This window comes from Nocardia brasiliensis (assembly GCF_011801125.1).
GTDB classification, from domain to species: domain Bacteria; phylum Actinomycetota; class Actinomycetes; order Mycobacteriales; family Mycobacteriaceae; genus Nocardia; species Nocardia brasiliensis_C.
Genome location: NZ_CP046171.1, coordinates 7,845,542 through 7,870,465, shown reverse-complemented (window position 1 = coordinate 7,870,465; position 24,924 = coordinate 7,845,542). Strand labels below are relative to the sequence as shown.

General features: G+C 68.5%; 22 protein-coding genes. 10 read left to right on the top strand and 12 right to left on the bottom strand.

The window, feature by feature from the left end:
* Positions 1-67: 67 nt before the first annotated feature.
* Positions 68-1,063 (top strand): oxidoreductase, encoded by a 996-nt coding sequence (locus F5X71_RS36095; protein WP_167466008.1) that lies wholly within the window; start codon positions 68-70, stop codon positions 1,061-1,063.
* A 4-nt stretch (positions 1,064-1,067) separates the two neighbouring features.
* Here F5X71_RS36095 and F5X71_RS36090 read toward each other — a convergent pair whose 3' ends face one another.
* Positions 1,068-2,006 carry a DNA-3-methyladenine glycosylase family protein gene (locus tag F5X71_RS36090; RefSeq protein ID WP_167466007.1) on the bottom strand — a complete coding sequence of 313 codons (939 nt, stop codon included), beginning with the start codon at positions 2,004-2,006 and terminating at the stop codon, positions 1,068-1,070.
* Between the two features lie 401 nt (positions 2,007-2,407).
* Positions 2,408-5,254, bottom strand: a complete 2,847-nt coding sequence (locus tag F5X71_RS36085; protein WP_167467001.1) for an FAD-binding and (Fe-S)-binding domain-containing protein — start codon at positions 5,252-5,254, stop codon at positions 2,408-2,410.
* 174 nt (positions 5,255-5,428) lie between these two features.
* Here F5X71_RS36085 and F5X71_RS36080 point away from each other — a divergent pair, with 174 nt between their 5' ends.
* Entirely contained in the window at positions 5,429-7,309 is a 1,881-nt protein-coding gene (locus tag F5X71_RS36080) for an ABC transporter ATP-binding protein (protein WP_167466006.1), read from the top strand.
* 53 nt (positions 7,310-7,362) lie between these two features.
* On the opposite strand, the gene F5X71_RS36075 is transcribed toward F5X71_RS36080, so the two are convergent.
* Positions 7,363-8,859: an alpha/beta hydrolase gene (locus F5X71_RS36075; RefSeq protein WP_203218249.1), complete on the bottom strand. Its 1,497-nt coding sequence runs from the start codon at positions 8,857-8,859 to the stop codon at positions 7,363-7,365.
* A 126-nt stretch (positions 8,860-8,985) separates the two neighbouring features.
* Positions 8,986-9,192 carry a hypothetical protein gene (locus tag F5X71_RS36070; protein WP_167466004.1) on the bottom strand — a complete coding sequence of 69 codons (207 nt, stop codon included), beginning with the start codon at positions 9,190-9,192 and terminating at the stop codon, positions 8,986-8,988.
* Between the two features lie 540 nt (positions 9,193-9,732).
* On the opposite strand from F5X71_RS36070, the gene F5X71_RS36065 reads away from it, so the two are divergent.
* From F5X71_RS36065 to F5X71_RS36050, 4 genes are all read left to right on the top strand, one after another.
* Positions 9,733-10,644, top strand: coding sequence for a helix-turn-helix domain-containing protein (locus F5X71_RS36065; protein ID WP_167466003.1), 912 nt, complete (start codon positions 9,733-9,735; stop codon positions 10,642-10,644).
* Complete coding sequence (locus tag F5X71_RS36060) at positions 10,641-10,844, top strand: DUF397 domain-containing protein (RefSeq protein WP_167466002.1); 204 nt, start codon at positions 10,641-10,643, stop codon at positions 10,842-10,844. The genes F5X71_RS36065 and F5X71_RS36060 overlap by 4 nt, the downstream gene beginning before the upstream one ends.
* Positions 10,845-10,874: 30 nt before the next feature.
* On the top strand, positions 10,875-11,099 hold the full coding sequence (locus F5X71_RS36055) for a DUF397 domain-containing protein (protein WP_167466001.1): 225 nt from the start codon (positions 10,875-10,877) through the stop codon (positions 11,097-11,099).
* Between the two features lie 103 nt (positions 11,100-11,202).
* Positions 11,203-11,388 (top strand): hypothetical protein, encoded by a 186-nt coding sequence (locus tag F5X71_RS36050; RefSeq protein WP_238815638.1) that lies wholly within the window; start codon positions 11,203-11,205, stop codon positions 11,386-11,388.
* Between the two features lie 66 nt (positions 11,389-11,454).
* Here the strand turns inward: F5X71_RS36050 and F5X71_RS36045 are convergent, their stop codons facing one another.
* From F5X71_RS36045 to F5X71_RS36035, 3 genes are read right to left on the bottom strand one after another with little or no spacing between them, the layout of a single operon-like run.
* Positions 11,455-12,201 (bottom strand): succinate dehydrogenase/fumarate reductase iron-sulfur subunit, encoded by a 747-nt coding sequence (locus F5X71_RS36045; protein WP_167465999.1) that lies wholly within the window; start codon positions 12,199-12,201, stop codon positions 11,455-11,457.
* A 2-nt stretch (positions 12,202-12,203) separates the two neighbouring features.
* On the bottom strand, positions 12,204-14,144 hold the full coding sequence (locus tag F5X71_RS36040) for a fumarate reductase/succinate dehydrogenase flavoprotein subunit (protein WP_167465998.1): 1,941 nt from the start codon (positions 14,142-14,144) through the stop codon (positions 12,204-12,206).
* A 30-nt stretch (positions 14,145-14,174) separates the two neighbouring features.
* Positions 14,175-15,005: a hypothetical protein gene (locus tag F5X71_RS36035; RefSeq protein ID WP_167465997.1), complete on the bottom strand. Its 831-nt coding sequence runs from the start codon at positions 15,003-15,005 to the stop codon at positions 14,175-14,177.
* 406 nt (positions 15,006-15,411) lie between these two features.
* On the opposite strand from F5X71_RS36035, the gene F5X71_RS36030 reads away from it, so the two are divergent.
* Positions 15,412-16,638, top strand: coding sequence for an acetyl-CoA C-acyltransferase (locus F5X71_RS36030; protein WP_167465996.1), 1,227 nt, complete (start codon positions 15,412-15,414; stop codon positions 16,636-16,638).
* Between the two features lie 57 nt (positions 16,639-16,695).
* Here F5X71_RS36030 and F5X71_RS36025 read toward each other — a convergent pair whose 3' ends face one another.
* The 4 genes from F5X71_RS36025 to F5X71_RS36010 form a co-directional block, all read right to left on the bottom strand.
* Entirely contained in the window at positions 16,696-16,983 is a 288-nt protein-coding gene (locus F5X71_RS36025) for a hypothetical protein (RefSeq protein WP_167465995.1), read from the bottom strand.
* 235 nt (positions 16,984-17,218) lie between these two features.
* Entirely contained in the window at positions 17,219-18,190 is a 972-nt protein-coding gene (locus F5X71_RS36020) for an alpha/beta fold hydrolase (RefSeq protein ID WP_167467000.1), read from the bottom strand.
* 359 nt (positions 18,191-18,549) lie between these two features.
* Positions 18,550-20,508, bottom strand: coding sequence for an acyl-CoA dehydrogenase family protein (locus F5X71_RS36015; RefSeq protein ID WP_167465994.1), 1,959 nt, complete (start codon positions 20,506-20,508; stop codon positions 18,550-18,552).
* A 140-nt stretch (positions 20,509-20,648) separates the two neighbouring features.
* Positions 20,649-21,830, bottom strand: coding sequence for an ATP-binding protein (locus tag F5X71_RS36010; protein ID WP_167465993.1), 1,182 nt, complete (start codon positions 21,828-21,830; stop codon positions 20,649-20,651).
* A 147-nt stretch (positions 21,831-21,977) separates the two neighbouring features.
* On the opposite strand from F5X71_RS36010, the gene F5X71_RS36005 reads away from it, so the two are divergent.
* The 3 genes from F5X71_RS36005 to F5X71_RS35995 all read left to right on the top strand — a co-directional run bounded on the left by F5X71_RS36005 (position 21,978) and on the right by F5X71_RS35995 (position 23,741).
* The gene (locus F5X71_RS36005; protein WP_167465992.1) at positions 21,978-22,244 is read left to right on the top strand and encodes a hypothetical protein; all 267 of its coding nucleotides are present in this window, start codon (positions 21,978-21,980) and stop codon (positions 22,242-22,244) included.
* 438 nt (positions 22,245-22,682) lie between these two features.
* The gene (locus F5X71_RS36000; protein ID WP_167466999.1) at positions 22,683-23,285 is read left to right on the top strand and encodes a C40 family peptidase; all 603 of its coding nucleotides are present in this window, start codon (positions 22,683-22,685) and stop codon (positions 23,283-23,285) included.
* Between the two features lie 3 nt (positions 23,286-23,288).
* Positions 23,289-23,741 carry an RNA-binding S4 domain-containing protein gene (locus tag F5X71_RS35995; protein ID WP_174817204.1) on the top strand — a complete coding sequence of 151 codons (453 nt, stop codon included), beginning with the start codon at positions 23,289-23,291 and terminating at the stop codon, positions 23,739-23,741.
* Positions 23,742-23,768: 27 nt separating this feature from the next.
* On the opposite strand, the gene F5X71_RS35990 is transcribed toward F5X71_RS35995, so the two are convergent.
* Complete coding sequence (locus tag F5X71_RS35990) at positions 23,769-24,896, bottom strand: cation:proton antiporter (protein ID WP_167465991.1); 1,128 nt, start codon at positions 24,894-24,896, stop codon at positions 23,769-23,771.
* Positions 24,897-24,924: the final 28 nt, after the last annotated feature.

Below are 24,924 nucleotides of genomic sequence, written 5' to 3'. Positions count from 1 at the left end.
TCACCAATTGAGATCGGCGCGGTGCGAAGCCGGGCTCCGGACGCGCTGTCCCATTAAGCTCGTCCGCATGGAGTTCTGGGCGATGGTGGCGCATGAATCGGATAGCGGGATCGTTCTCACCAAGCAGGAGGTGGGCGAGGAATTCCTCGGGCCTGGTGACGTGACGATCAAGGTGCACTACTCCAGTGCGAACTTCAAGGACGGACTCGCCATCACCCCCGGTGGCGGCGTGGTGCGCAAGTACCCGATCATTCCGGGCATCGATCTCACCGGCGAGGTGGTCTCCTCCGCGGACGACGCCTTCACGCCCGGCGATCTGGTGGTGGCGCACGGCTACGAGATCGGTGTCTCGCACCACGGCGGGTTCGCCGAATACGCGCGGGTGCCCGCCGAATGGGTGGTGAAGCTCGACGGACTGAGCCCGCGGGACGCGGCCGCGCTCGGCACCGCCGGTTTCACCGCGGCGCTCAGCGTGCAGGCGCTGATCGACCGCGGTCTCACCGTGGACGACGGACCGGTGCTGGTCACCGGCGCGACCGGAGGTGTCGGCAGCGTCGCCATCGATATCCTGTCCGGGCTCGGCTACGAGATCGTCGCGTCCACCGGCAAGACCGACGCCGGTGACCTGCTCAGCGAGCTCGGCGCCAACGAGGTGATCGGCAGGCTGCCCGAGGACCCCGACGCCAAGCCGCGGCCGCTGGGCAAGGCGCGCTGGGCGAGTGCGGTGGACAGCGTCGGCGGCAAGTCGCTCGCGCACATCCTCAGCACCGTCAGCTACGGCGGCGCGGTCGCGGCCAGTGGCCTGACCGGTGGCGCGGAACTGCCGACCACGGTGCTGCCGTTCATCCTGCGCAATGTCGCCCTGCTCGGCATCGACTCGGTCAACTTGCCGATCGACAAGCGCCGCGCACTGTGGGCCCGGCTCGGCAAGGAGCTGCGCCCGCAGCATCTTTCGGCGCTGACCCAGGTCGCGCCGATCACCGAGGCGGAGAAGGTGCTGCACAGCATTCAGAGCGGAGCGCACACGGGCCGCACGGTCTTCGGCGTGCTCGGCGAATTCTGAGCGGTCAGTGCCAGGTGTGATCGGTGATCGGGGTGCGCGGCCCGAACTTGGGCCTGTGCGCCTGACCGCTGATCTCCAGCAGTCGGACCGCCCGATACCGGTGTGGCCGTAGCGGTTCCAGGTATTCGACCATGGTGTCGTCGTCGATCGCGTGGCCGAGCAGGGTCCAGCCGATGACGGCGGCGAGGTGGAAGTCGCCGACCGACAGCGCGTCCGCGTCGCCGAACGCGCGCTGGGCGACCTCGGCGGCGGTCCACTCGCCGATGCCGCTGATGCTGCGGAGCCTGCGCGCCGCCTCGACCGGGTCGACGTCGGCCGCGCGTTCCAGCGAACTCGCCACCCTGGCCGCGCGCACGATGGTCTGCGCGCGTTGCGGGCCGACGTTGGCCCGGTGGAACGCCCAGGACGGCACCCGCCGCCAGGTTTCGGCGTCCGGGGCAAGCCGCATGCCATCCGGCGCCGGCCCCGGCGCCGGTTCGCCGAACTGGCGCACCAGCTTTCGCCACGAGGCGCGCGCCGCGACGGTGTGCACCTTCTGTTCCAGCACCGCCGGTACCAGCGCCTCGAAGACCAAACCGGTGCGCAGCATGCGCAATCCGGGAAACCGGCGATGGGCCTCGACGAGCTTGGGATGATCCGGCGCGAAGCCGTCCAAGTTCTCGTCCAGACAGAGCATGTGCGCGAGGCCGTCCAGGAATTCCTCGGCACCGGGGCCCCAGGCTTTGGCCGCTACCGCGCACGGACCCGACTGGGTCAGCCGGTAGGTGACCGGTCCGGACGCCATGCGCGAGGCGTGCCAGTGCGCGCCGTCCTTGGTCGTGCGATGGCATGGATCCGCGCTGCCCCGGCGCAGCGGGGCGATGGTGCCGGCCAGGTCGATCGGGCGGTCCGAGGTGACGGTCCTGGCCCGGCCGTTGCCCGCCTCGACCGTCGCGATGTGCATCGCCATATTCTGCCCGATCGCCGCGCTCGCCCGTGATCGGCCCGCCGCGGCTCGGGAAATCGTGCGTGCGCAACGGTATTCGGCGTTTCGGTCATGCCGATGCGGCATCACCACAGCGTGTCGGTATTTTGTAACGCGAGTAATGGGGGTCGCGATATTCGAGCGATCGGCAAACAGCTGGCAGAGTTGTGTGCTCTGTCGCTCGGCGCGCCGATTATCGTCCCCGGTCGCCTTATGGAGGTATCGCATGATCACCAACGTGCTCAACTGGTTGCTCAACGCCTGGGGTGGCGTTTCCGCGGGCAGCTCGGGCTACCAGATCCCGCCGGGCACCCTGCCCTTCGGCAGCTGATCGGGGTGGCGCCCGCGTCGTGACGATCGCCGATGTGGGCGCGAAAGCCTCACTCCCGCACCAGGAATTGCGCCAGATGACGGGCGGGCCGACCGGCCAGTTGCCCCGCCTGGGTGCGGCAGGAGAAACCGTCGGCCAGCAATATCGTCTCCGCGTCCGCGCTGCGCAGCGCGGGCAGCAGGCCGTTCTCGGCCACCGCGACCGAAATGTCGTAATGGCCGCGCCGCATTCCGAAGTTTCCGGCAAGACCGCAACATCCGGTGATTTCGGTCACCGTTATTCCCATTGCGGCTAACAGTTGGCGATCGGCCTCGAAGCCGAGCACCGCATGGTGATGACAATGCGGCTGCACCACCACCGAAAGGTCCGGTCGGCGCGGTGGGCGCCACCGCGGTTGTTCGGCCAGGAATTCCGCGAGTGTGCGCACCGCCCGTGCGGTCGGCGCCGCGCGCGGGTCGTCCGGAAGCAGTTCGGGCAGGTCGGACCGCAGCACGGCGGTGCACGACGGCTCCAGGCCCACCACGACGCCGCCGCCGCGAACATGTTCGTCGAGCGCGTTGAGCGTGGCGCGCAGCCGCGCCCGCGCACCGTCCAATTGCCCGGTGCTGATCCAGGTGAGCCCGCAGCACACCCGGCGCGCGGGAATGCGCACCCGATAGCCGAGCGACTGCACCAATCGCGCTGCGGCCATGGCTATCTCGGGATCGAACGCGTCGGTGAAGGTGTCCACCCACAGCATCACCTCGGGTCGTGCCGCGGGTGCGTTGCCTTGGTCGTGGTGCGCAGTGTCCAAATGTGCTGTGTCCAAATGTGCTTGGTCGAGGTGCGCCGGGTCGAGCGCGGGGGGCTCGCCGCCGTGGTCGCGCCAGATCCGGCGGAAGCTACGGGCGGCCAGTCGCGGCACCGGCCTGCGCGGATCGATCCCGGCCGCGCGCAAGCCGATGCGCCGCAGGACCCCGATCTCGGCCAGTGCGTTGGCGGCGCGCGGGACCATGGTGGCCAACCGCAGCCAGCGCGGTAGCCAGCCGAGCGAGTAGTGATCGATCGGCCGCGGCCTGCGCCGATAACGTCGATGCAGTGCCTCGGACTTGTAGGTGGCGACATCGACTCCGGCCGGACAGTCCGATGCGCACGCCTTGCAGGACAGGCACAGGTCCAAGGACTCGGCCACCGCGTCGGAAGACCAAGCCAGCGCGCCGCGGGCCACCTCCTGCAGCACGCGCGCCCGGCCCCGCGTGCTGTCCTTCTCGTCCCCGGTGGCCAGGTAGGACGGGCACATGAAGCCGCCGCTCGCGCGGGTGTCCGCCCGGCACTTCCCGACACCGACGCAGCGGTGCACCGCGGTACTCAGGTCCCCGTCGTCGTGCGGGAAGGCGAACCCGCCCGCGCTGGGCAGCGGCGCGAGTCCGGCCACCCGCAGATCGGCGTCCAGTGGCCGCGGCGCCACCAGCACGCCGGGGTTGAGCACGTCGTCGGGGTCGAAAAGCGCCTTGTACCCGGCGAATACATCGAGCACCGGCCGGGAGTACATGAGCGCGAGCAACTCCGAGCGCGCGCGACCGTCGCCGTGCTCGCCCGAGAGCGAGCCGCCGTGGCGCACCACCAATTCGGCGGCGTCGAAGAGGAACCGCCGGAAGCGTTGCGGGGCTTCGGCGATCGGGAGATCGAGGCGCACATGGATGCACCCGTCGCCGATATGGCCGTACAGCAATCCTTCCACGCCATGGGCGGCGGTGAGCTCGGCGAACTCACGCAGGTAGGCGCCGAGGCGCTCCGGCGGCACCGCCGCGTCCTCCCAGCCGGGCCAGGCCGGGCGCCCGTCCGGCGTACGGCCCGCCAGCCCGGCGCCGTCCGCGCGGATCTGCCACAGCGCCGCCGCGGCAACCGGATCGGTGACGATGCGCGCGTCCAGCGCGCCGACGCCACGGCGCAGTTGGTCTGCGGCGGCCATGGCCTCGTCCTCGGTGTCGCCGGTGGTCTCGACGAACAGCCAGCCCCCGCCACGCGGCAGCTCGGGCACCGTGCCACGATGCGCGCGGACCGCGTCGACCAGCCGGGCATCGATGCCTTCGACGGCCGTCGGTTTGCCGGCCATCACCGCGGCGACATCGTCTGCGGCGGTGGCGATATCGGGGTAGCCGAGCACCGTGAGCACGCTCGCGCGCGGCAGCCGGACCAGCTCGACCGTCGCGTCCAGCAGCAGGCCGCAGGTGCCTTCCGACCCGACGAACGCCTTCGCGATCGACGAACCGCGTTCCGGCAGTAGGTGTTCCAGCCCGTAGCCGGAGGCCTGCCGGTCGAAGCGGCCGAGGTCGGTGCGCAGCACCGCGAGGTTGGCCGTGGTGAACTCGGGCAGACCGGGCAGCACGGTGAGGTCGTTCGCCAGTCGCCGCTCGGTTCCGGTGCCGTCGAGAATGCGCAGCTCCCGCACCGTATCCGAGGTGCGTCCCCAGGCCACCGCGCGCGGTCCGCAGGCGTTGTTGCCGATCATCCCGCCGAGCGTGCACCGGTTCTGGGTGGACGGGTCCGGACCGAACCGCAGGCCGTATCGCTTTGCCGCGCTTTGCAGTTGCGCGAGCACCACGCCCGGTTGCACCCGCGCGGTGCGGGCCTGCGGATCCAGCTCGATGATCTGTCGCATGTGCCTGCTGAAGTCGAGCACCAGCCCGGCGCCGATGGCATTGCCCGCCACCGAGGTCCCGCCGCCGCGCGCGGTCACCGGCAGGCCTTCCGCGCGAGCGAACTCGAGCGTGGTCCGCACGTCCTCGTCGGTGCGCGGAAAGATCACCGCCCGCGGCGGCACGCGATAGTTCGACGCGTCCGACGAGTACTCCGCCCGCCGCCGCTCGGACGTGTCGACTTCACCCGCGAGGCGTCCCGCCAACGCGGCCGGCATCCGATCCTCGGTCACCACGCCAGCCTAGGCCCGGTTCCGCACGCGACGCGTGCCGCGGCCCGAGGTGACGAACCATCGCGAACGGTGGCGGGAAGGGCTTGCTCTCAACCTTTGTTGAGGTCTTAGTGTCGGTGCCGAAGGCTTGGATGGGTGGGGAGTGAAAGGAAGCAGACGGTGAGTATCGAATCGGTGGCGTGGAGCCAGATGTACCGGCGGGCCAACGCGCCGGAGGAGCAGCGGCCGTTCCGCCTCGCCACCGCGCGCCGCATTCTGCGGTTCGCCGCGCCGCATCGGCGCCGGATCGGGGCGTTTCTGCTGTTCAGCGTGCTGGCCGCGCTGCTCGGCGTGGCGACGCCGGTGCTGGCCGGGCGGGTGGTCAACGACATCGTCGGCGGGGCCGCGCCCCGCGTCGTCGTCACCCTGGCCGTCGCGATCGGCGTGATCGCCGTGGTCGATGCCGTGCTCGGCGTGCTGATCCGGTGGCTGTCCTCGCGCATCGGCGAGGGGCTGATCCTGGACCTGCGGACCGCGGTGTTCGATCACGTGCAGCGGATGCCGGTCGCGTTCTTCACGCGGACCAGGACGGGCGCGCTGGTCAGCAGGCTGAACAACGACGTCATCGGCGCGCAGCGCGCGTTCAGCGACACGCTGTCCGGCGTCATCACGAACCTGGTGACCTTGGCGCTCACGCTGGCGGTGATGGTGCGGATCTCGTGGCAGATCACCGTGCTGGCCCTGGTCTTGTTGCCGGTGTTCGTGGTGCCCGCGCGTCGGATGGGCAATCGGCTGGCCGGGCTGCAGCGTGAGGCGGCCGGCCTCAACGCGGCGATGAGCACGCAGATGACCGAGCGGTTCTCCGCACCGGGCGCGACGCTGGTGAAGCTGTTCGGCAGGCCGCGGCAGGAGTCCGAGGAGTTCGAGCTGCGCGCCCGCCGGGTCCGCGATATCGGCGTCCGGACCGCGATGCTGCAGACCGTCTTCGTCACCTCGCTGACCCTGGTGTCGGCGCTCGCGCTCGCCCTGGTCTACGGCCTCGGCGGGTGGTACGCACTGCGCGGTCAGCTGGACGCGGGTGCGGTCGTCTCGCTGTCGCTGTTGCTGACCCGGCTCTACACCCCGCTGACCGCGCTGGCCAGCGCCCGGATGGAGATCATGGCCGCGCTGGTGAGCTTCGAGCGGGTGTTCGAGGTGCTGGATCTGAAGCCGCTGATCGAGGATGCTCCGGGCGCGGTCGCGGTGCCCGAGGGGCCGGTCGCGGTGGAACTGGACAATGTCTGCTTCGGCTATCCCGCCGCCGACAAGGTCTCGCTCGCCTCGCTGGAAGACGTCGCGACGCTCGACACCCGCGGCGGCGTCGAGGTCCTGCACAATGTCTCGCTGCGGGCCGAGCCCGGTCAGCTGATCGCGCTGGTCGGCTCGTCGGGTGCGGGCAAGTCCACGGTCGCGCAGCTGGTTTCGCGCCTGTACGACGTGGACAGCGGCGCGGTGCGACTGAACGGCACCGACGTCAGAGAGCTGACCACCACGTCGCTGCGGGACACGGTCGGCCTGGTGACCCAGGACGGGCACCTGTTCCACACCACGATCCGGGCGAACCTGGCGCTGGCCCGCCCGGAGGCGACCGAGGCCGAACTCTGGGATGCCCTGCGGCGCGCCCGGTTACGCGAGCTGGTCGAGTCGCTGCCCGATGGGCTCGACACCGTGGTCGGTGAGCGCGGCTACCGTCTCTCCGGCGGCGAGCGTCAGCGGTTGACCATCGCCCGCCTGCTGTTGAAGCAGCCGCGCGTTGTCATCCTGGACGAGGCGACCGCCTCGCTCGACTCCACCTCCGAAGCCGCTGTGCAGGAGGCGCTGACGGAGGCGCTCGCGGGCCGGACCGCGCTGGTGATCGCGCACCGGCTGTCCACCATTCGCGCCGCCGACCAGATCCTGGTGCTGGAGGATGGCCGAATCATCGAGCGCGGCGACCACACCCAGTTGCTGGCCGCCGAGGGCCGGTACGCCGAGCTGTACCGGACCCAGTTCGCCGAGGAACCGGCGACGGTCGCGGCCTGAGGACATTCGGCCCCGATGCCTGAGGGGTCATCGGGGCCGAATGCCGTCGGGGTCTACTCGACCGGGGTCTTGTCCGCGTAGCAGTCCACGTCGGTGTCGGGCAGCGTGCCCGCGGCGAAATATGCGTTGATCGCGTCGTTCACGCAGCTGCTCAGATCTGGCCGAAAAGTCAGGTGGATCCGGACATCTCGCAGCGTCACCAGTTTCGAGGCGCTCAGCTGCTGGTGCAGCCGCTGCGCGTGCCGATAGGGCGTGCGCGGGTCACCGGTGGACTGCACGATCAGCGCGGGCACCGCGTTGCGCACCACGGTCGGCGCTTCGACCGGACCTGGCCAGAACGCGCACGGTTGGATATTGCTCGCCATCGCGCCGAAAACCGGTTGCGTGGCGCGGTTTTCCTCGATGGTGCGCCAGTACCAGCCCGGATCGCGCGGCACCCCGGCATCGCCACAGGCGATCTGCGCCAGCGTCGAATTCTCGCCGTCGCGCAGCGCGGTCAGGATCGCGGCGAGCCGGGGCGTGCGCGCCTTGGCGGGCGGGCCGCCCGCCGCGTCGGCGATCTCCCGGAGAGTCTGGGCCAGAGCGTCGTTCAGCCGGAAGTTCATCAGCATGCCGTGCAGCACGAACGGCAGCCAGTGATCGTCGACGGCGAAATCGTCGATAACGATCGGTGTGCGCGCCGCCGTGCGAATCAGCTGCTCGATCGTGGCCCGCACCTGCTGCGGCGTGCTGCCGAACCGATATGTCTCGTCCTTCGTCGCCGCCCAGGCGGCCCAGTCGTCCAGGGCGATCTCGTCGGCCGGGCCCCAATCCTGTACCAGCCCTGTCCAATACCGATCCGGGTCGATGGCGCTGTCGAGCACGATCCGTCCGCTGCGGTCCGGAAACAGCTGGGTGAACACCGCGCCGAGGTAAGTACCGTAGGACGTGCCGTAATAGTCGAGCGTCGGCTCGCCGAGCACGCCGCGCACCACGTCGATGTCGCGCGCGGTGTTGCGGGTGGTGAACTGCCGCATTTTTTCCGGGTCGTGCACCAGGCAGCCGACGGCCATGCCCGCCGACTGGACGGTGTCGTGCGCGAAGCCCGCGAGATCAAGGCCCGCCGATCGGATCATCTCCCCGACCGGCCAGCCGCAACGTTCGCCGCGCCCGGACGCGCCGACGCCGCGGGGATCCATCCCGATCAGGTCGTGGGTGGCCAGCACCTGCGGGGACAGCACGTCGCCCAGCAGATCGATGGTGTCCAGGCCTTCGGCGCCGGGCCCGCCCGGGTTGGCCAGCAGAATCCCCTGCCGCCGAGCGGGTTCGGTCGCCTTGACCCGCGAGATGGCCACCGTCATGGTGCGGCCGTCGAGCTTGCCGTAATCGAGCGGGACCAGCACGTCCGCGCATTCGCCGCCTGCTTTGTCCAGATTTGCGATGCCGCACGGCTTCCAGTCCAGCCGCTGCGCATAGAACCGGGCCATGCCGCCGGACTCCGTGTCCGGCGCGGCACCGCTGTACCCGGCGACCGGTACGGCGGCCAGCAGCGAAACTGTCAGAACTGTCAACGAACGCCGGAACTGCCGCGCCACCACCAGGGTTCGCCTCTCCCACACACACCTCATCGCGCAGGCAACGGTAACGGATCGGCGCGGGTTCGGCTCAGGTGACGACGGCGCTCAGGCCCGCGACGCTCAGCAGGGCAGCGCGCGCTCGTCCAGCACGCACCGTCCCTCCTCGACGAGGGTGGTCCTGGCGCGCCGCCGCACCCGGCAGCGGTCGACGGTGCAGTCGAGGTGCAATTGCATTGCCGCGTGGGCCTGTTCGACGGACATGATGCCCGGGTCGGCACCGCAGGCCAGCATCGCGGCCACATGCATGTTCAGGTTGGTGAGTTGCATCAGGCGGCTCCCACCGAGGTTGCGGTGGTGTGCCGGCGCTGCCGCGATGGCATCGGATGTCGCGTCGGCATCGGCTCGGCAACCCGCGGCGCGGCAACGGTTTGCGCGCCCGTCGGCGGGTGTCCCGGCAGGCAAGACACCACCCAGCTTCCGGGTCCGACGCCGCGTGCGCGGCGCGTAGTGAGATCGCTGGTGATCAAGGACGACGCAATGACATGTACAGCCATGACTCCTCGTTCCTGCGTGGCGACTCCTGGCGAGTGCCCGGACGGTGCCGGGCATACTTCCAGCACACCATTGCCGGGGGTGTGAAACAACGCCCGCGATGGATATCCAAGAATTTCGCGCGAATTCCCAGCACGAAAACCAGCAGGGAGGGCAGGATTCTCCATAGTGGACGAAAGAGCCCGCTGCCCAAGCGAAGTGACGGGGAACCGAGCTTGCTGGTTGCCCCTGTCCGCGCGCGGGTGAGCAGCCGAACACAGAACGGAGCGTGCTGTGTCAGCGAGTTCGGTAAGAGCGTCAACGAGTTCGGTGCGAGTGTCCGGAAATCACGACAGACCGTCCGGTATCGAGAGTGCTTCTTCTACCCTACCGCGTCGGCAGTTGGGGCGGTACCTGCGCGATTGGCGCACTCAGGCGGGCCTGACCATCGCCGAGGCCTCGCGCCTGATGGAGTGGGGCGCAAGCACTTTGCAGCGGTTGGAGAAGGGGCAGGCCGACCGCATCCGCACCATAGATATCCAAGAGCTGTGCCGCATCTATGGCATTCCCGACGACCTGGCCGACGGCCTCAAGGGACTGGCCCAGCAGGCCGCGGTGAAAAGCTGGTGGCACGCCTACGGTGACCTGATCCCCGAAAACTTCGATGTCTATGTGGGTTTGGAGGCATCGGCCCAGCAACTCAGTTCCTACCAATCGGAACTGGTACTGGGTCTGCTGCAAACCGCGGACTACGCGAAGGCCCTGCATCGCCTCGGCTATCCGGACGATTCCGACGCCGAGCTGGAACGCCGGGTGCAGTTGCGATTACAACGGCAGGCGCTCATCTCGCGCCGTGCCTCCCCCGCGACGGTCGCCGTCGTGTTGCACGAGTCGGTCCTGCGTCGCGTCGTCGGTGGCGCGAAAGTGATGGCGGCGCAGCTAAGACATCTTGCGGATTTGAGTACCAACGACAATGTTGCTGTGCGTATCCTGCCGTTCGCGGCCGGCATTCCGCTCGGAGATTCCACGGGTCCTTTCACCGTGCTCGAGTTCGGCACAGATAGCAAGGGGCATCCGGTAGAGCCCCCAGTTGTGTATGTAGAAGGCTTCACCGGGGATCTCTACCTCGAAAGACCGGTCGATGTGCAGCGGTACCATCGGGCACACGCGTGCCTCCAGCGCGCCGCGCTGGATATTCAAACCAGTAGACACCTGCTTCGGCAGGTAGCGAAGGAGTTTGCGGCATGAGTATCGATCTGGCTGGGGCTCAGTGGTTTACGAGCTCCCGCAGCGGCAGTAAGGATTGCGTCGAGGTGGCCTTCCTCGGCGGCGGACGGGTCGGCGTGCGGGACAGCAAGAATCCCGGCGGCCCGGCCCTGGTTTTCACCCCCGCGGAATGGGACACATTCACCTCCGGTGTCGCGGACGGCGAATTCACCCGTGCCTGAGTGCGCTGTGCCGATCAAGGAGTTCGATTCGTGAGTGTCAACAGTGGTGCGAATGTGGACCTGTCCGGCGCGACCTGGCGCACGGCGGGTGCGGGGGCGGGTAACGCCAGCGTCGAGGTGGCGCTGCTGGCGCAGGGGCACGTCGGCCTACGTGACGGCAAGAACCCGGACGGCCCCGTGCTGGTCTTCACGCCCGCCGAGTGGGCGGCGTTCACCGCGGGGGTGCAGGACGGCGAGTTCGACCGGCCGCGGTAGCCAGCCCGGATCTGCCCGGTCACGGGCACTATTCCACGGCGCGCCGGAGCGAAGCGTTTCGCTTGGATAACATTTGGGTAGCCCATCCTTTATGGACCGTGGGTTGAAGAACTCCCACTCCCCGTACAAGAAATTGCGTCCGGGCGATTGGGTGGAATGGCTGATCGTCGCATTGCTCTTTGCCGTGACGTCGGTCGGCGTGTTCCTCCTCACCGGTTCGCTGGTGCAGTCGTTACTGGTCGGGGCACTGGTGTGGGTGGTTGCCCTCGGCGTGGTCGCGATCTTGTAATTGGTGGTCTGGAAATAGCAATGCGCACCGGCCGAGAATGCCTCGGCCGGTGCGCATCTGGTTGTTTCAGCGTCGGAAGAGCTTGTTGCCCAACCACACCAGCGGATCGTATTTGCGATCGGCGACGCGCTCCTTCATCGGGATCAACGCATTGTCGGTGATCTTGATGTGTTCCGGGCAGACCTCGGTACAGCATTTGGTGATATTGCAGAGTCCGAGGCCCTGCTCGTCCTGGGCCAGGTCGCGCCGGTCGGCGACATCGAGGGGATGCATCTCCAGCTCGGCGATCCGCATCAGGAACCGCGGACCGGCGAAGGACTGCTTGTTCTCCTCGTGGTCACGCACCACGTGGCAGGTGTTCTGGCAGAGGAAGCATTCGATGCACTTGCGGAACTCCTGCGAGCGCTCGACGTCGACCTGCTTCATCCGGTAGTCGCCCGGCTTCAGGTCCGCGGGTGGGGTGAACGAGGGGATCTCGCGCGCCTTCTCGTAGTTGAACGAGACGTCGGTGACCAGGTCCTTGATCACCGGGAAGGTGCGCATCGGGGTCACCGTGATGACCTCGGCCTCGGTGAAGGTGGACATGCGGGTCATACACAGCAGCCGCGGCCGTCCGTTCACCTCGGCCGAGCACGATCCGCACTTGCCCGCCTTGCAGTTCCAGCGCACGGCCAGATCCGGCGCCTGCGTCGCCTGCAGCCGGTGGATGATGTCGAGCACCACCTCGCCCTCGTTCACGGGCACGGTGAAGTCGTGCAGCTCGCCGCCCTCGAGATCGCCGCGCCATACGCGGAACTTGGCGTCGTAACCCATCGCTACGCCTCTCGCTCTGTCGAATTCCCGGCGGTGGCCGGGTGCCCGGCGAGTTCGGCCGGGGTGTAGTACTTTTCGAGCTCGCCGAGATCGAAAAGGGCGAGCAGCTCCGGCCGCATCGGCACCTGGTCCTTCGGCGTCACTGTGACGTCGGGGATGGCCTGGTCCGCCGTCTTCGGATCCACCGCGCAGACCAGCAGCTTGTTGCGCCAATCGGGATCCATCGAGGGATGATCGTCGCGCGTGTGCCCGCCGCGGCTCTCGGTGCGCAGCAGTGCCGCCTTCGCCACGCACTCGCTGACCAGCAGCATGTTCTCCAGGTCGAGCGCGAGGTGCCACCCCGGGTTGAACTGCCGGTGCCCCTCGACGGTGACCTGCTTGAACCGGGTGCGCAGCTCGTCGAGCTTGGTGAGCGCCTCGCGCACCTCGTGTTCCTTGCGGATGATGCCGACCAGGTCGTTCATCGTCTGCTGCAGATCGGTGTGCAGGGTGTACGGGTTCTCCCCCGCGCCGTCGGCAGGCGGATCGAACGGCGCGAGCGCCACCTTGGCGGCGGCGTCGACATCGGCGTCGGAGACCGCGGGGCGCTCGGTGAGCCGCTCGACGTAGGCGGCCGCGCCGAGTCCGGCCCGACGGCCGAACACCAGCAGGTCCGACAGGGAGTTGCCGCCGAGCCGGTTGGAGCCGTGCATGCCGCCGGAACACTCACCGGCCGCGAACAATCCGGGCACGGTGGCCGCGCCGGAGTCGGGATCGACCTCGATGCCGCCCATCACGTAGTGACAGGTCGGGCCGACCTCCATCGGCTCCTTCGTGATGTCCACGTCCGCGAGCTCTTTGAACTGGTGGTGCATCGAGGGCAGCCGACGCACGATCTCCTCGGCGGGCATCCGCGAGGCGATATCGAGGAAGACGCCGCCGTGCGGGGTGCCGCGTCCGGCCTTGACCTCCTCGTTGATCGCGCGGGCGACCTCGTCCCTCGGCAGCAGGTCCGGTGTGCGTCGCGCGGAATCGTTGTCGCGCAACCACTGATCGGCCTCCTCCTCGGTCTCGGCATACTGCCCCTTGAAGACCGGGGGGATGTAGTCGAACATGAAGCGCTTGCCGTCGGTGTTCTTGAGCACGCCGCCGTCGCCGCGCACCCCCTCGGTGACCAGGATGCCCTTGACGCTGGGCGGCCAGACCATGCCGGTGGGGTGGAACTGCAGGAACTCCATGTTGATCAGGGTCGCCCCGGCGCGCAGCGCGAGCGCGTGACCGTCGCCGGTGTACTCCCAGGAGTTCGAGGTCACCTTGTACGACTTGCCGATGCCGCCGGTCGCCAAAACCACTGCGGGCGTTTCGAACAGGATGAAGCGGCCGGATTCGCGCCAGTAGCCGAAGGCGCCGGAGATCCGGTCACCGTCCTTGAGCAGCTCGGTGATGGTGCACTCGGAGAAGACCTTGATCCGCGCCTCGTAGTCCCCGGTCGCCGCGAAATCCTCCTGCTGCAGCGAGACGATCTTCTGCTGCATGGTGCGGATGATCTCGAGGCCGGTGCGGTCGCCGACGTGGGCGAGCCTGGGGTAGGTGTGGCCGCCGAAGTTGCGCTGGCTGATCCGGCCGTCGGCGGTCCGATCGAACAGCGCCCCATAGGTTTCCAGCTCCCACACCCGGTCGGGCGCCTCCTGGGCATGCAATTCGGCCATGCGCCAGTTGTTCAGGAACTTGCCGCCGCGCATCGTGTCCTTGAAATGGGTTTGCCAGTTGTCCTTCTCGTTGGCATTACCCATCGACGCGGCGCAGCCGCCTTCGGCCATCACGGTGTGTGCCTTGCCGAACAAGGATTTGCACACCACCGCGACGGAATGGCCGTGTTCTCTGGCCTCGATGACCGCGCGCAATCCGGCGCCACCGGCTCCGATCACGACGACGTCGTACTTGTGCCGTTCCACTTCTGGCATGGCCGCGAATACTCCTGGGGTTGAGGCGGATCAGTTGATGAACCGCAAGTCCGAAATCGTCCCGCTGGCCACCAACATGACGTAGAAGTCGGTCAGCACGAGCGTGCCGAGAGTGGTCCAGGCCAGCGCCATGTGCCGGGTGTTCAGCTTGGAGACCTGGGTCCAGAACCAGTAGCGCACCGGGTGCGCCGAGAAGTTCTTGAGCCGGCCGCCCGCGATATGCCGGCACGAATGGCAGGACAGGGTGTAGGCCCACAGCAGCAGCACGTTGCCCCACAGCACGAAATTGCCGAGGCCGAGGCCGAAGCCGCCGTCTTTACCGTGGAACGAGACGGCCGCGTCATAGGTGTTGATCACCGAAACGAGCAGCGCCACATAGAAGAAGTAGCGGTGCGCGTTCTGGATGATCAGCGGCAACCGGGTTTCACCGGTGTACTTGGCGTGCGGCTCGGCGACCGCGCAGGCCGGCGGGGAGAACCACACGGCCCGGTAGTAGGCCTTGCGGTAGTAGTAGCAGGTCAGCCGGAAGCCGAGCAGGAACGGCAGCACCACGAAGCCGAGCGGCAGAATCGCGGGCAGCTCGCCGAACGGCGTGCCGAAGTGACTGGACCCCTCGACGCACGAGGTGCTCAGACACGGCGAATAGAACGGCGTCAGGTAGTGATAGTCCGGTACCCAATATGCCGTTCGCACATAGGATCTGATCGTCGCGTAGATGACGAACGCGCCGAGCCCGAGCACCGTGATCAACGGTGGTACCCACCATCGATCGGTACGCAGTGTGCGTTCGGAGATTCGGGCCCTGGTCTTGCTGAAGACGCCCGTCCCCGTCTCCGGGGTGGCGGTAGGTGCGGCACTCACAGGTGGATGCCTCGCTCTGCTGTGCGGGGGGATCGATTCCCTCTGCAATCGAATGTGATGCCCAGCACCATACGACACCCCTGCTATCGCTCGAGCGGGGTCCTGGCATTCCGGACCCGCCGGGATGCCCGTGATTTGCGCCACATTCGATGTCGCCGCAAAAGACAGCGCTGAGCGGTGAACGGACCGCAAACACTTCGAACTCGACTAAAACGGAACAGGATTCGAGCAAGCTCGGCCGGAACAAAACCGCGGGTTGAAATCACGACGCGCCGATCGTCACACGGCGGCAACAAATCTGTGGTCACCTTTCCCCGAGATGTACCCGCTGACGTGCACTGATGTCACGACAGCGGCCGCGAGCGCGCCCGATCGGCGCGCACGCGGCCGGGGGAAGGAGAACCACGTGAGAAGAGCCGCGATCGTCGCGCCGGTCCGCACACCCAGCGGGATCGAAGGGGGCGCATTGACCGGCATGCCGGCCGGATGGCTGGCCTCGACCGTGCTCGCCGCGGTGGTCGAACGCTCCGGGGTCGACCCGGCCCGCATCGAAGACATCGTGCTGGCCTGCGTCGACGGCAGTCTGCCCGGCGGTGCGGAACTGAGCAGGTTGGCCGCGCGCAGTGCGGGTTTGCCGTTCGCGGTGCCGGGCGTGCTCACCGATCGGCGCTGCGGCAGCGGCCTGCAGGCGGTGCTCACCGCGGCGATGATGGTGCAGACCGGGGCGGCCGATGTCGTGGTGGCGGGCGGGGTGGAGTGCGCCGCGGGAGCCGCGGGCCGCCAGGGCGAAGCGGTGGACGCGTCCGATCTGAGCAATGCCGAGGGCCTGGCCCGCTATTACGGCATCGGCCGCGCCGACGCCGACGAGTTCGCGGTGGCCAGCCATCGCAAGGCGGCGCGGGCCTGGCGACAGGGCAACTTCGCCGCGGAGGTGATCCCGGTCGGGGTTCGCGCCGAACCGGGCCACGGCGTCGACTCCGGCGTGGAAGACACTGGGGGACACCGGATTCTGCGCGATGAGGGGGTCGACGACGAGGTGTCCACCTACACCCTGGCCGCGTTGCGTCCGCTGCTGTCCGACGGCGTGGTGACCGCGGGCAACATGAGCGCACACCGGCGCGGGGCGGCGGCCTGCCTGGTGGTCGCCGAGGACCGGCTCGCCGATCTCGGCCTGACCCCGATGGCCTACCTGGTGGGGTGGGCGGCGGCGGGCAGTGACGCGGGCCCGGCGACGCTCGGCGCCGCACCGGCGGTGGCCAAACTGCTCGGCCGCACCGGGCTGCGGCTCGACGACATCGACCTGGTCGAGGTCAACGAGGGTTTCGCGGTGGAGGTGCTGGCCCTGGCGCGAGCGTGGGATTTCGACCACCGGGAACGGCTGAATGTGAACGGCTCGGCCATCGCGCTCGGGCATCCGGTCGGCGCGACCGGCCTGCGCATCATGACCACGATGCTGCACGAACTCGCCCGGACCAACGGTAGTTACGGGCTGGAGGCGATCGCGCTCGGCCATGATCACGGCATCGCGGCCCTGTTCGAAGCGGCCGGGTCGACGCCGGTGGCGGATGTCCCCCGCGGCGCGAGGTTCCACGGTGCGCGGCCGAACCGTCGTTTCGGCAGGCACCGGGCCTGAGCACACCGCACTACGCGGGCCCACCGGCACGGAACGGGCCCGCGAAGTCGCTGCCGGCTACTTGGTGCGCGGGCGGGAGTGGAAGCCCAGGCCCTCGTCCTGCGCGCCCATCCAGGCCGCCTCGTCGGACTTGCTGTCCGGGACGTAGATGGTGTCCTGCGCCCGGCGCTTCACCTCCGGCGGCGGCGCCTGCTCGATCTCGTCGGCGTCGATGACGAGCCGTTCGAGGTCGTTCTCCAACCGGCGCACCATGTTCGCGTCGCCATAGTGCGTCCGCAGTGCGCCGATGGATTGCCGGAGCTGGCCGACCGCATAGCGGAGTTCCGCGATTTCGCTGCGTGTCATCGATACCTCCTGTGTTCCTGGCGGCACATGCGAACTCGGTGGGTAGCGGTTTGTTCCATGGTCTGCCAGGAAACGCGCGACACCGAGTCGTGTGACTCACCACACAACGTGATCTCTAACACAGTACAGAAGGAATCGGGTTCTGGCTCGTCGAGAGCTGAATTTCGGTAGTTCGCCCAAACGTTGCCCGTGACCGGCCGTCGGCGCTGGTGGGAAACGCCGACGGGCCGGTGTGTCAGCCGGCGACCGCGTATTCCGGGCCCTGCCCGCGCAGATGGCCGACGACCTGATCGACCAGCCCGACGATGGACAGCGCCACCTCTTCGGCGCGTTCGAAGATCACGCTGTGTCCCGCGCCCTCCAGCGGAACCAGCTGCGATCCCGCCAATTGCGAGGCCAGCACCACCGAGTGTGCGAACGGCACTACGATGTCCGCAGTGCCCGCGAGTACCAGCGCCGGGATGCTGCCGAGCCGGTGCAGGGTCGCCGTCTCGTCGAAGGTCATCAGCGAGGCGAGGAAGCTCGACATGGTCAGCAGCGGCGTGTCGTTCAGCATGGCGGTCGCGACCGCGACCATGCGCGGATTGACCCGCCGCGTCCCGGAATTCGCCGCGCGCATGATCGGCTCGAAGATCCGCCGCGACATCCGCTTGGAGCCCTGCATCACCCGGGGCGCGCGCACCACCGCCACCTGCAGCGAGCGCACCGCGCGGCGCTTGAGGAAGCGGCCGAGACCGACCTCGGTGAGGCCGTTGGCGGCGCCGGCGATCAGCCCGACACCGACGATGCGGGTGCCGATCGCCGCCGGGAACAGCCGCGCGTAGGCCAGCACGACCATCGCCCCCATCGAATGCCCGATCAGCACGACCGGACCGGTCGGGGCGACCGTGCGCAGCACGGTGTCGAGGTCGTGTCCGAGCTGGTCGATGGTGTACGTCGAGGGGTGGGCCTCGCCGGACTCCCCGTGCCCGCGGTGGTCGTAGAACACCATCTTGACCGCCGAGCCGCCTGCCGTGCCCCACTGACGCAGCAGCTGCTCGCGCAGGAACGCCCAGGATTCGGTGCGTAAGCAGTGTCCGTGCGCGAACACGATGGTCACCGGCGCGGTATCCGCGCCGAACACGCGGACCGACAGTGGGACGCCGTCCGCGGCCGTCACCGTGACGCGATGGCCGTCGTAGTCGGCCGCACAGCGCGAAATAGTCATGGACATGACGACCTCCTGTGGAGGGTGCATCCAAGCGGATCGTTCTTGCCCGGTTGTCGATAGATATTTCCGCCCCGTTACCCCCACATACCAGGCGTTATGCACAAGTTGTCCAACTGAAGCCGACACGTACCCCCACCCCCACCCCCTCCTCCCCAAAATCTACATCTCTATACCCCCAAATCTAGATTGCCTTAGAAACCCCTACTTCCACCAGCCATCAATATCTACAGCTCTCTAGCAATTCCAAAAGATCGCCAGATAATCCCCTGCTGACGCGCACATCGACCTACCGACGAAACGCCTGCCCCGGGGTCGCGGTCGGGTACGCCGTGGTGAGCGCGGCCCCGGGGTGGGGGTCAGGTGGTTTGGTGGGGGGTGCGGGTGGAGGGGAGGAAGGGGCGCAGGAGGTTTTGTTCGGTGGAGGGGCCTACCTGCCATTCGGCGATCCAGGGGCCGGTGCCTTCGCTCGGGTCGAAGACGCCCGCTTCGAGCCAGGTGTAGCGGCCGTCGAGGACCGCGCGGGTGAGGGTGTGGTCTTCGGCGTCGGTGTTGTCCCAGAGGGAGTCGAACAGTTTGCGCACGCGGACGCGGGACTGTTTGGCGAAGACGTCGGCGAGTTCCTCGGCGGCCGCGGCCTCGGGGGCGGCCGCGGCGCGCAGGGCGTGCGCCCGCACGCAGGATGCCGAGATGGCGAACAGCTCGGCCGCGATGTCGACGATGCGGCCGAGGAAGTTCTGCTTGTACTCCAGCCCGGCCTGCCAGCGGCCCATGGCGTACATCAGCGACCGCGCCTGCTTGCGCGAGCTGCGCTCGACAAAGCGCAAATGCTTTGCCAGAACACCGAATTCGGAGAACGTCGCCGGTGTGCTGCCCGCGCCGACCGCCAACTGCGGGAACCACTTGGCGTAGAACCCCGCCGCGCCGACCGCCGCCTTCGCCTTGTCCTTGAACTCGGCTTTGCGGTCGACCAGCGCGCCGGCGGCGCTCATGTGCGCGTCGGCCATTTCCCTGGCGATCAGTAGCCGCATGATCTCGCTCGAGCCTTCGAAGATGCGGTTGATGCGCAGATCGCGGACGAGTTGTTCGGCGCCGACGGCGCGTTCGCCACGTGCCGCGAGTGAGGCCGCCGTCTCGTACCCGCGTCCGCCCCGAATCTGCACCAGCTCGTCGGCGATGGCGCAGCTCATCTCGCTGGCCCACAGTTTGGCGAGTGCCGCCTCGATCCGGATGTCGTTGCGCGCCTCGTCGCACATGGCCGCGGACAGGTCGAGTGCCGCCTCCAGCGCGTAAGTCGTTGCGGCGATGAAGGATATCTTCTGTCCGACCGCCTCGTGCTCGCCGACCGGCTTGCCCCATTGCACCCGCGCCGCGCTCCACTCCCTGGCGATCTTCAGCGACCATTTCGCCGAGGCGGTGCACAGCGCGGGAATGGCAAGGCGGCCCGCGTTCAGGGTGGTGAGCGCGATCTTGAGGCCCTCGCCCTCGCGGCCGATCAGGTTGGCCTTAGGCACCCGCACGTCGTGCATCCTGGTGACGCCGTTCTCGATGCCGCGCAGACCCATGAAGGCGTTGCGCCGCTCCACCGTGATGCCCGGCGAGTCGGCCTCGACGACGAAGGCGGAGATGCCGCCGCGGTGGCCCTCGCTCTTGGGCACCCGCGCCATCACCACGAGCAGTTCGGCGACAACACCATTGGTCGTCCACAGTTTCACGCCGTTGAGCAGGTACGCCTCGCCGTCATCGGTCGGCACCGCGGTGCTGGCCATTCTGGCGGGGTCGGATCCGACGTCGGGTTCGGTGAGCAGGAACGCGCTCACCGCGCCCGCGGCGCAGCGGGGCAGGAATTCGGCCTTCTGCTCGGCGGTGCCCGCGAGCTTGAGCGGTTCGGGGACGCCGATCGATTGGTGCGCCGAGAGCAACACGCCGAGGCTGGGGTGCGCGGAGCCGACGAGCATCAACGCGCGGTTGTAGCCGAACTGGGAAAGCCCTTGTCCACCATGGGATTGCGGGATTTTGAGGCCGAAGCAACCGAGTTCGGCCAGCCCCTTGACGTATTCGTCCGGGATCCGCCCCTCGGTTTCGATCACCCGGCCGTCGATGGACTCGCAGAACGGCCGCAGCCGGGCCAGGTAGGCGTCGGTACGCGCGGTGTCCTCCGCGCTGGGCCGCGGGTAGGGGTGGATCAGGTCGAGCCGGAACCGGCCGAGAAACATCTCCTTGGCGAACGATGGTTTGGCCCAGGTGGTTTCGCGGGATTCCTCGACCAGGGCGCGGGCCTGTTCTTCGGTGGCGTCGACTTTCGCGGCAGTCGCCATGATGTCCTCCTCGGACGTGATCAGGATCACATTCGAGTGTAAGAACTTTAGTTACCCGCCGGTAGGCCTTCGCGTCGATTGGTGTCTACCGATCTCTAATGATCTTGATAGACAGCCTGATTCGGCGCTCACCGCCGACCTCACACGCTGCGCAGGTAGCGGCCGAAGTGCGGGACCGTGAAACCGATCGTGCCGCGCTCGGCCGAATAGATCAGCCCCTTCTTGATCAACCCGTCCCTGGCAGGCGAGAGCGAGGCGGGCTTGCGGCCTAGTTCGCTGGCCACCGCCGCGGTGGCGACCGGGCCGTCGTCGCCGGCCAGATCGGCCATGGCGCGCATGTACTCTCGCTCGGCCGGTGTCGCCCGTTCGTAGCGGGATCCGAAGAATCCGACCGCGAGCTCCTCCTCCGCGCTCGGCGAGGCCACCGCCACGTCCTCGGCGGTGATGGGACTCTCCGGCGCCTGGTCCCACGCCGCCTTGCCATAGGCCTGGACGAAGTACGGGTAGCCGTCGGCCCGCTGATACAGCGCGTCCAAGGCCTCGTCGGTGAACTTCACCGCTTCGCGCTGCGCGGGCGCGATCAGGGCCAGGTCGGCGGCCTCGCGATCGAGCCGATCGATGCGGTGATAGCTGAACAGTCGCTCCGAGTAGCTCTTCGAGGCGGACAGCACCGCGGGCAGGTGCGGTAGGCCGGCGCCGACCACGATGAGCGGCGCCGCGTCCTGGCTCAACTCGTGGCACGCGCCGCAGATCGCGGAGATGTCGGCGGCGCCGAGATCCTGCATCTCGTCGATGAAAATCGCGATGCCGACACCGATCTCGCTCGCCAGTGCCGCGGCCTCGACGAGCAGTTCGACCAGATCGATCTCGATGTCGCCGGAATCGGCGCGGCCGGTGACCGCGGGGACGTCGATGCCGGGCTGCCAGCGTTCCCGCATGCCCTTGTCCGCGGTGGCGCGCAGCGCGAAGGCCTTGAGGATGCCGAGGAAGTCGTCCACCCGCTCGGGATTGCGGTGCGCCATCGCGATCGCCCGGACCGCCATGTGCAGCGCGGAGGACAGTGGGCGGCGCAGTTCCTGATCCGGGCGCGCCTCGATCTTGCCGGTGCCCCAGCCGCGCGAGATGGCGGCCGAGCGAAGTTGGTTGAGCAGCACCGTTTTTCCGACACCGCGCAGCCCGGTGAGCATCACGCTGCGTTCCGGGCGGCCCCGTGCGATGCGCTCGAGCACGATGTCGAAGGCGGTGAGTTGCTTGGCGCGCCCGGCTAATTCGGGTGGGCGCTGTCCGGCTCCGGGAGCATACGGATTCCGCACGGGGTCCATACCCGCACACCGTAGCCCGTCCGGTCCTGGAAATCTGCCGACATCTACGGCGTGTCCTAGATACGCCTAGCGGCGGGTATTGCACGATTGTCCTTGTACTGCGGAAGTCACTACGCTGAGGGCGATTCCAGCGAGTATCGGAGGGGCATGTCCGACGAACCCACCCCGACCACCGCCGAGGTGGTCGAATCCTGGAACGTACCGGCCGGCGCCACGGTGGCGCGGCGCATCCGGTCCAACATCCTGGTCGCGATCGAACGCGGCTATGACGATCCGCAGCTGGTCGCCGACCTGGCGGTGGGGCCGCTGGTCATGGCGCTGGGTCAGCTCGAGGTCGGCCTCGCCGACGCGCAGCGGCGCATCGTCGAGTTGGAGCAGGCGCTCGGCGGCCGCGACGGCGCGCGCGAATCCTGAGCTGCCCCTGTCCGATTCGTCCTGTCGCGGGTCATTCCGTGACACCGGCGCTCGGCGCGATATCGTGTCGTGACCGGCTGGGCGTGTCGTGATTTCGGGCGATCATCCAGGCACTTTCAGTTCCGCTTAAAACGTGGCGGTCTGTGCGCTGGACAACACCGCGCAGGCATCGTAATCTCTTCGTGACTTAGTGGAGTCCTGTCGTTTCGAAAGAGAAGCGGCGCCACGGAGTTACCGCCTTATCGGCTGTCGGGGCCATCTACCCGGCTGTCGTGCCGGGATCGCCCGAATGTTGGTTGACGGTGATGCCTTGCGGCCATGTTCTGGTCAGCTGCCCGGTCGGCGGGAGAGCACGAAGATCGGAGACGTAGCTCGGTGGGTAAACACAGCTTGCAGCGGGATTCTCGCTTGCCGAATTCCGTCAAGGGTGCCGTCGTGATGGGCGCGCTGGCCGCAACGACCGGGGCGATGCCCGCGATTCCGGCGATGGCCGCGACCATCAACATTCCCGGCGTCGGGAACTTCGATGTTCCTGTCCCGCAGGAATACGAGGCGCCCGTCCAGCAGCTCAACCAGCAGATCCAGCAGGCCGTCTCGGCCATGCCGAACGCGCAGGCCCCCGGCGCCCAGCAGCAGGCCGCCCCCGGCGTGCCGAACTTCGCGCCGAACATGCCCGGCATGTTCAACCCCGCGCCCAGCGCCAGCGATATCGCACTCGACGCCGCCAAGACCAAGGTCGGCGCCATGTACTCCTGGGGCGCCGCGGGTCCCTCCAACTTCGACTGCTCGGGTCTGGTCCAGTGGGCCTACCGTCAGGCGGGCGTCGAGCTCCCCCGCACCAGCTTCGAGCAGTCGCACGTCGGCGCTCCGGTGGCCTTCCACAACCTGCAGCCCGGCGACATCGTCGTGACCAACGGCGGCGGCCACGTCGGCATCTACGCCGGCGACGGCAAGCTGCTCAACGCGGTGCAGTCCGGCCAGCCGGTGTCCTACACCCCGCTGCACGCCGACCAGGTCGTCACCGCACGCCGTATCGTCTAGAGCGTGCCCCGCGCCGACAACGGCATCCGTACCCACGCAAACACGAACACCGCGACGCAGGCCCGAGTCGATTCATGGACTTGGGCCGTGCGCCTGTTCAAGACGAGATCCGCCGCCGCCGAAGCGTGCCGCGGTGGACACGTCCGGGTCAACGGCAGCACGGCCAAACCGGCCCAGCCGGTCAAACCGGGCGACGAGGTGCGCATCCGCGTCGGCGGCATCGAACGCATCGTGATCGTCGAGCGCATCGTCACCAAACGAGTCGGTGCTCCGATCGCCGCACAGTGCCTGATCGACCGCAGCCCGCCACCGCCCGCCCGCGAGCTGCTCGCGGCTATGCCCAGCCGCGACCGCGGCTCGGGCCGGCCCACCAAGCGCGAACGGCGCGAGACCGACCGGCTGCTCGGCCGCACCGAAGCTCCGGGCCGTGCCGACGGGTTCGATACCGGCGACTGAGCACGGTCCCCGCGCGCCCGGCGCTGTTCACGGCGCGCGCGCCGCGAGTCGACTCGCGGCCGTCGCGGCGATGGCGATCGTGCAGAGGGCCCCGAGCATCAGCGCCGCGGCCTCCCCGGTCACCAGCACGCGCAACTCGGTACCGACGGTGACCGCGGCGACCGGCACGCCGATCTGCGCGGCCGCGAGCGCGCCGTAGCCAACCGGTTGCCCGACCAGTCGCGGTGCGAGGTGCACCACCAGCGCGCCGACGCCGAGTGCCGCGCCAAGGGCGATCAGTCGCGGGTTCGCGCCGAAGTCGCGCAGATCGAGCCGGGCGCCGAGCCAGACGAAGAACAGCGGCGCGAGGAAGCCGTCGCTGATCGCGAAGAGCTGGCGTGCCACCCGCCGCGGCTCGCCGACCGCGGCCACGGCCAGCCCGGCGGCGAAGCCGGCCAGCATGATCGAGACGCGAGTCTGGGTGGCGACCGCGCACAGCGCGAACAGTACGGCGAGGCTGACGCGAAGCTCCAGGGCGAGCCCGCGCTGCTCGGAGATCCGGTGTGCCCGCTGACGCAGCCCCGACTGCTCCACCCAGCGCAGTACTACGAAAAGCGCTACCGCGCAGGCGGATACCGCGAGCGCGCCGAGTGCCGCCCGCCCCGCGTGCGCCGGATCGATGGCCAGCGGCAGCGCGACCACGCAGACCGTGTCGGCGATCGCGACCTGCGCCGTCAACGCCAGCACCGGCTGTCCGCGCAGACCGAGCGAGTCGACGATGGGCAGCACCAACGCCGCCGAGGAGGACGCGAGCAGCACGGCGTACATCGCGCCGTGCCCGGTATCGAACCCTCGGGCGATACCGAAACCCGCTGGCACCGAGAGCAATCCGACCAGCACCGCGCGCACCGCGCCCACCCCGAGGGCGGCGCGTACCGTCGGATCGCGCACCGGAACGTGGGTGCCCGCGACGAACATGACGACGGAGAAGCCGATATCCGCCAGAAACGTGAAGATCGGGTCGGCGCTGTGCAGCACGCCGAATCCGGTGGCGCCGAACACGATTCCGGCCGTCACCTCGCCGAGTACCACGGGCGGGTGCCAGGTGCCGCGCAGCGCGAGCAGCGGCCCGCACAGCCCGAGCGCGAGCACCAGCGCGAGGGTGGAGAAGGTCATGGCAGGGCGGCGATCTCGGCGGACTCGG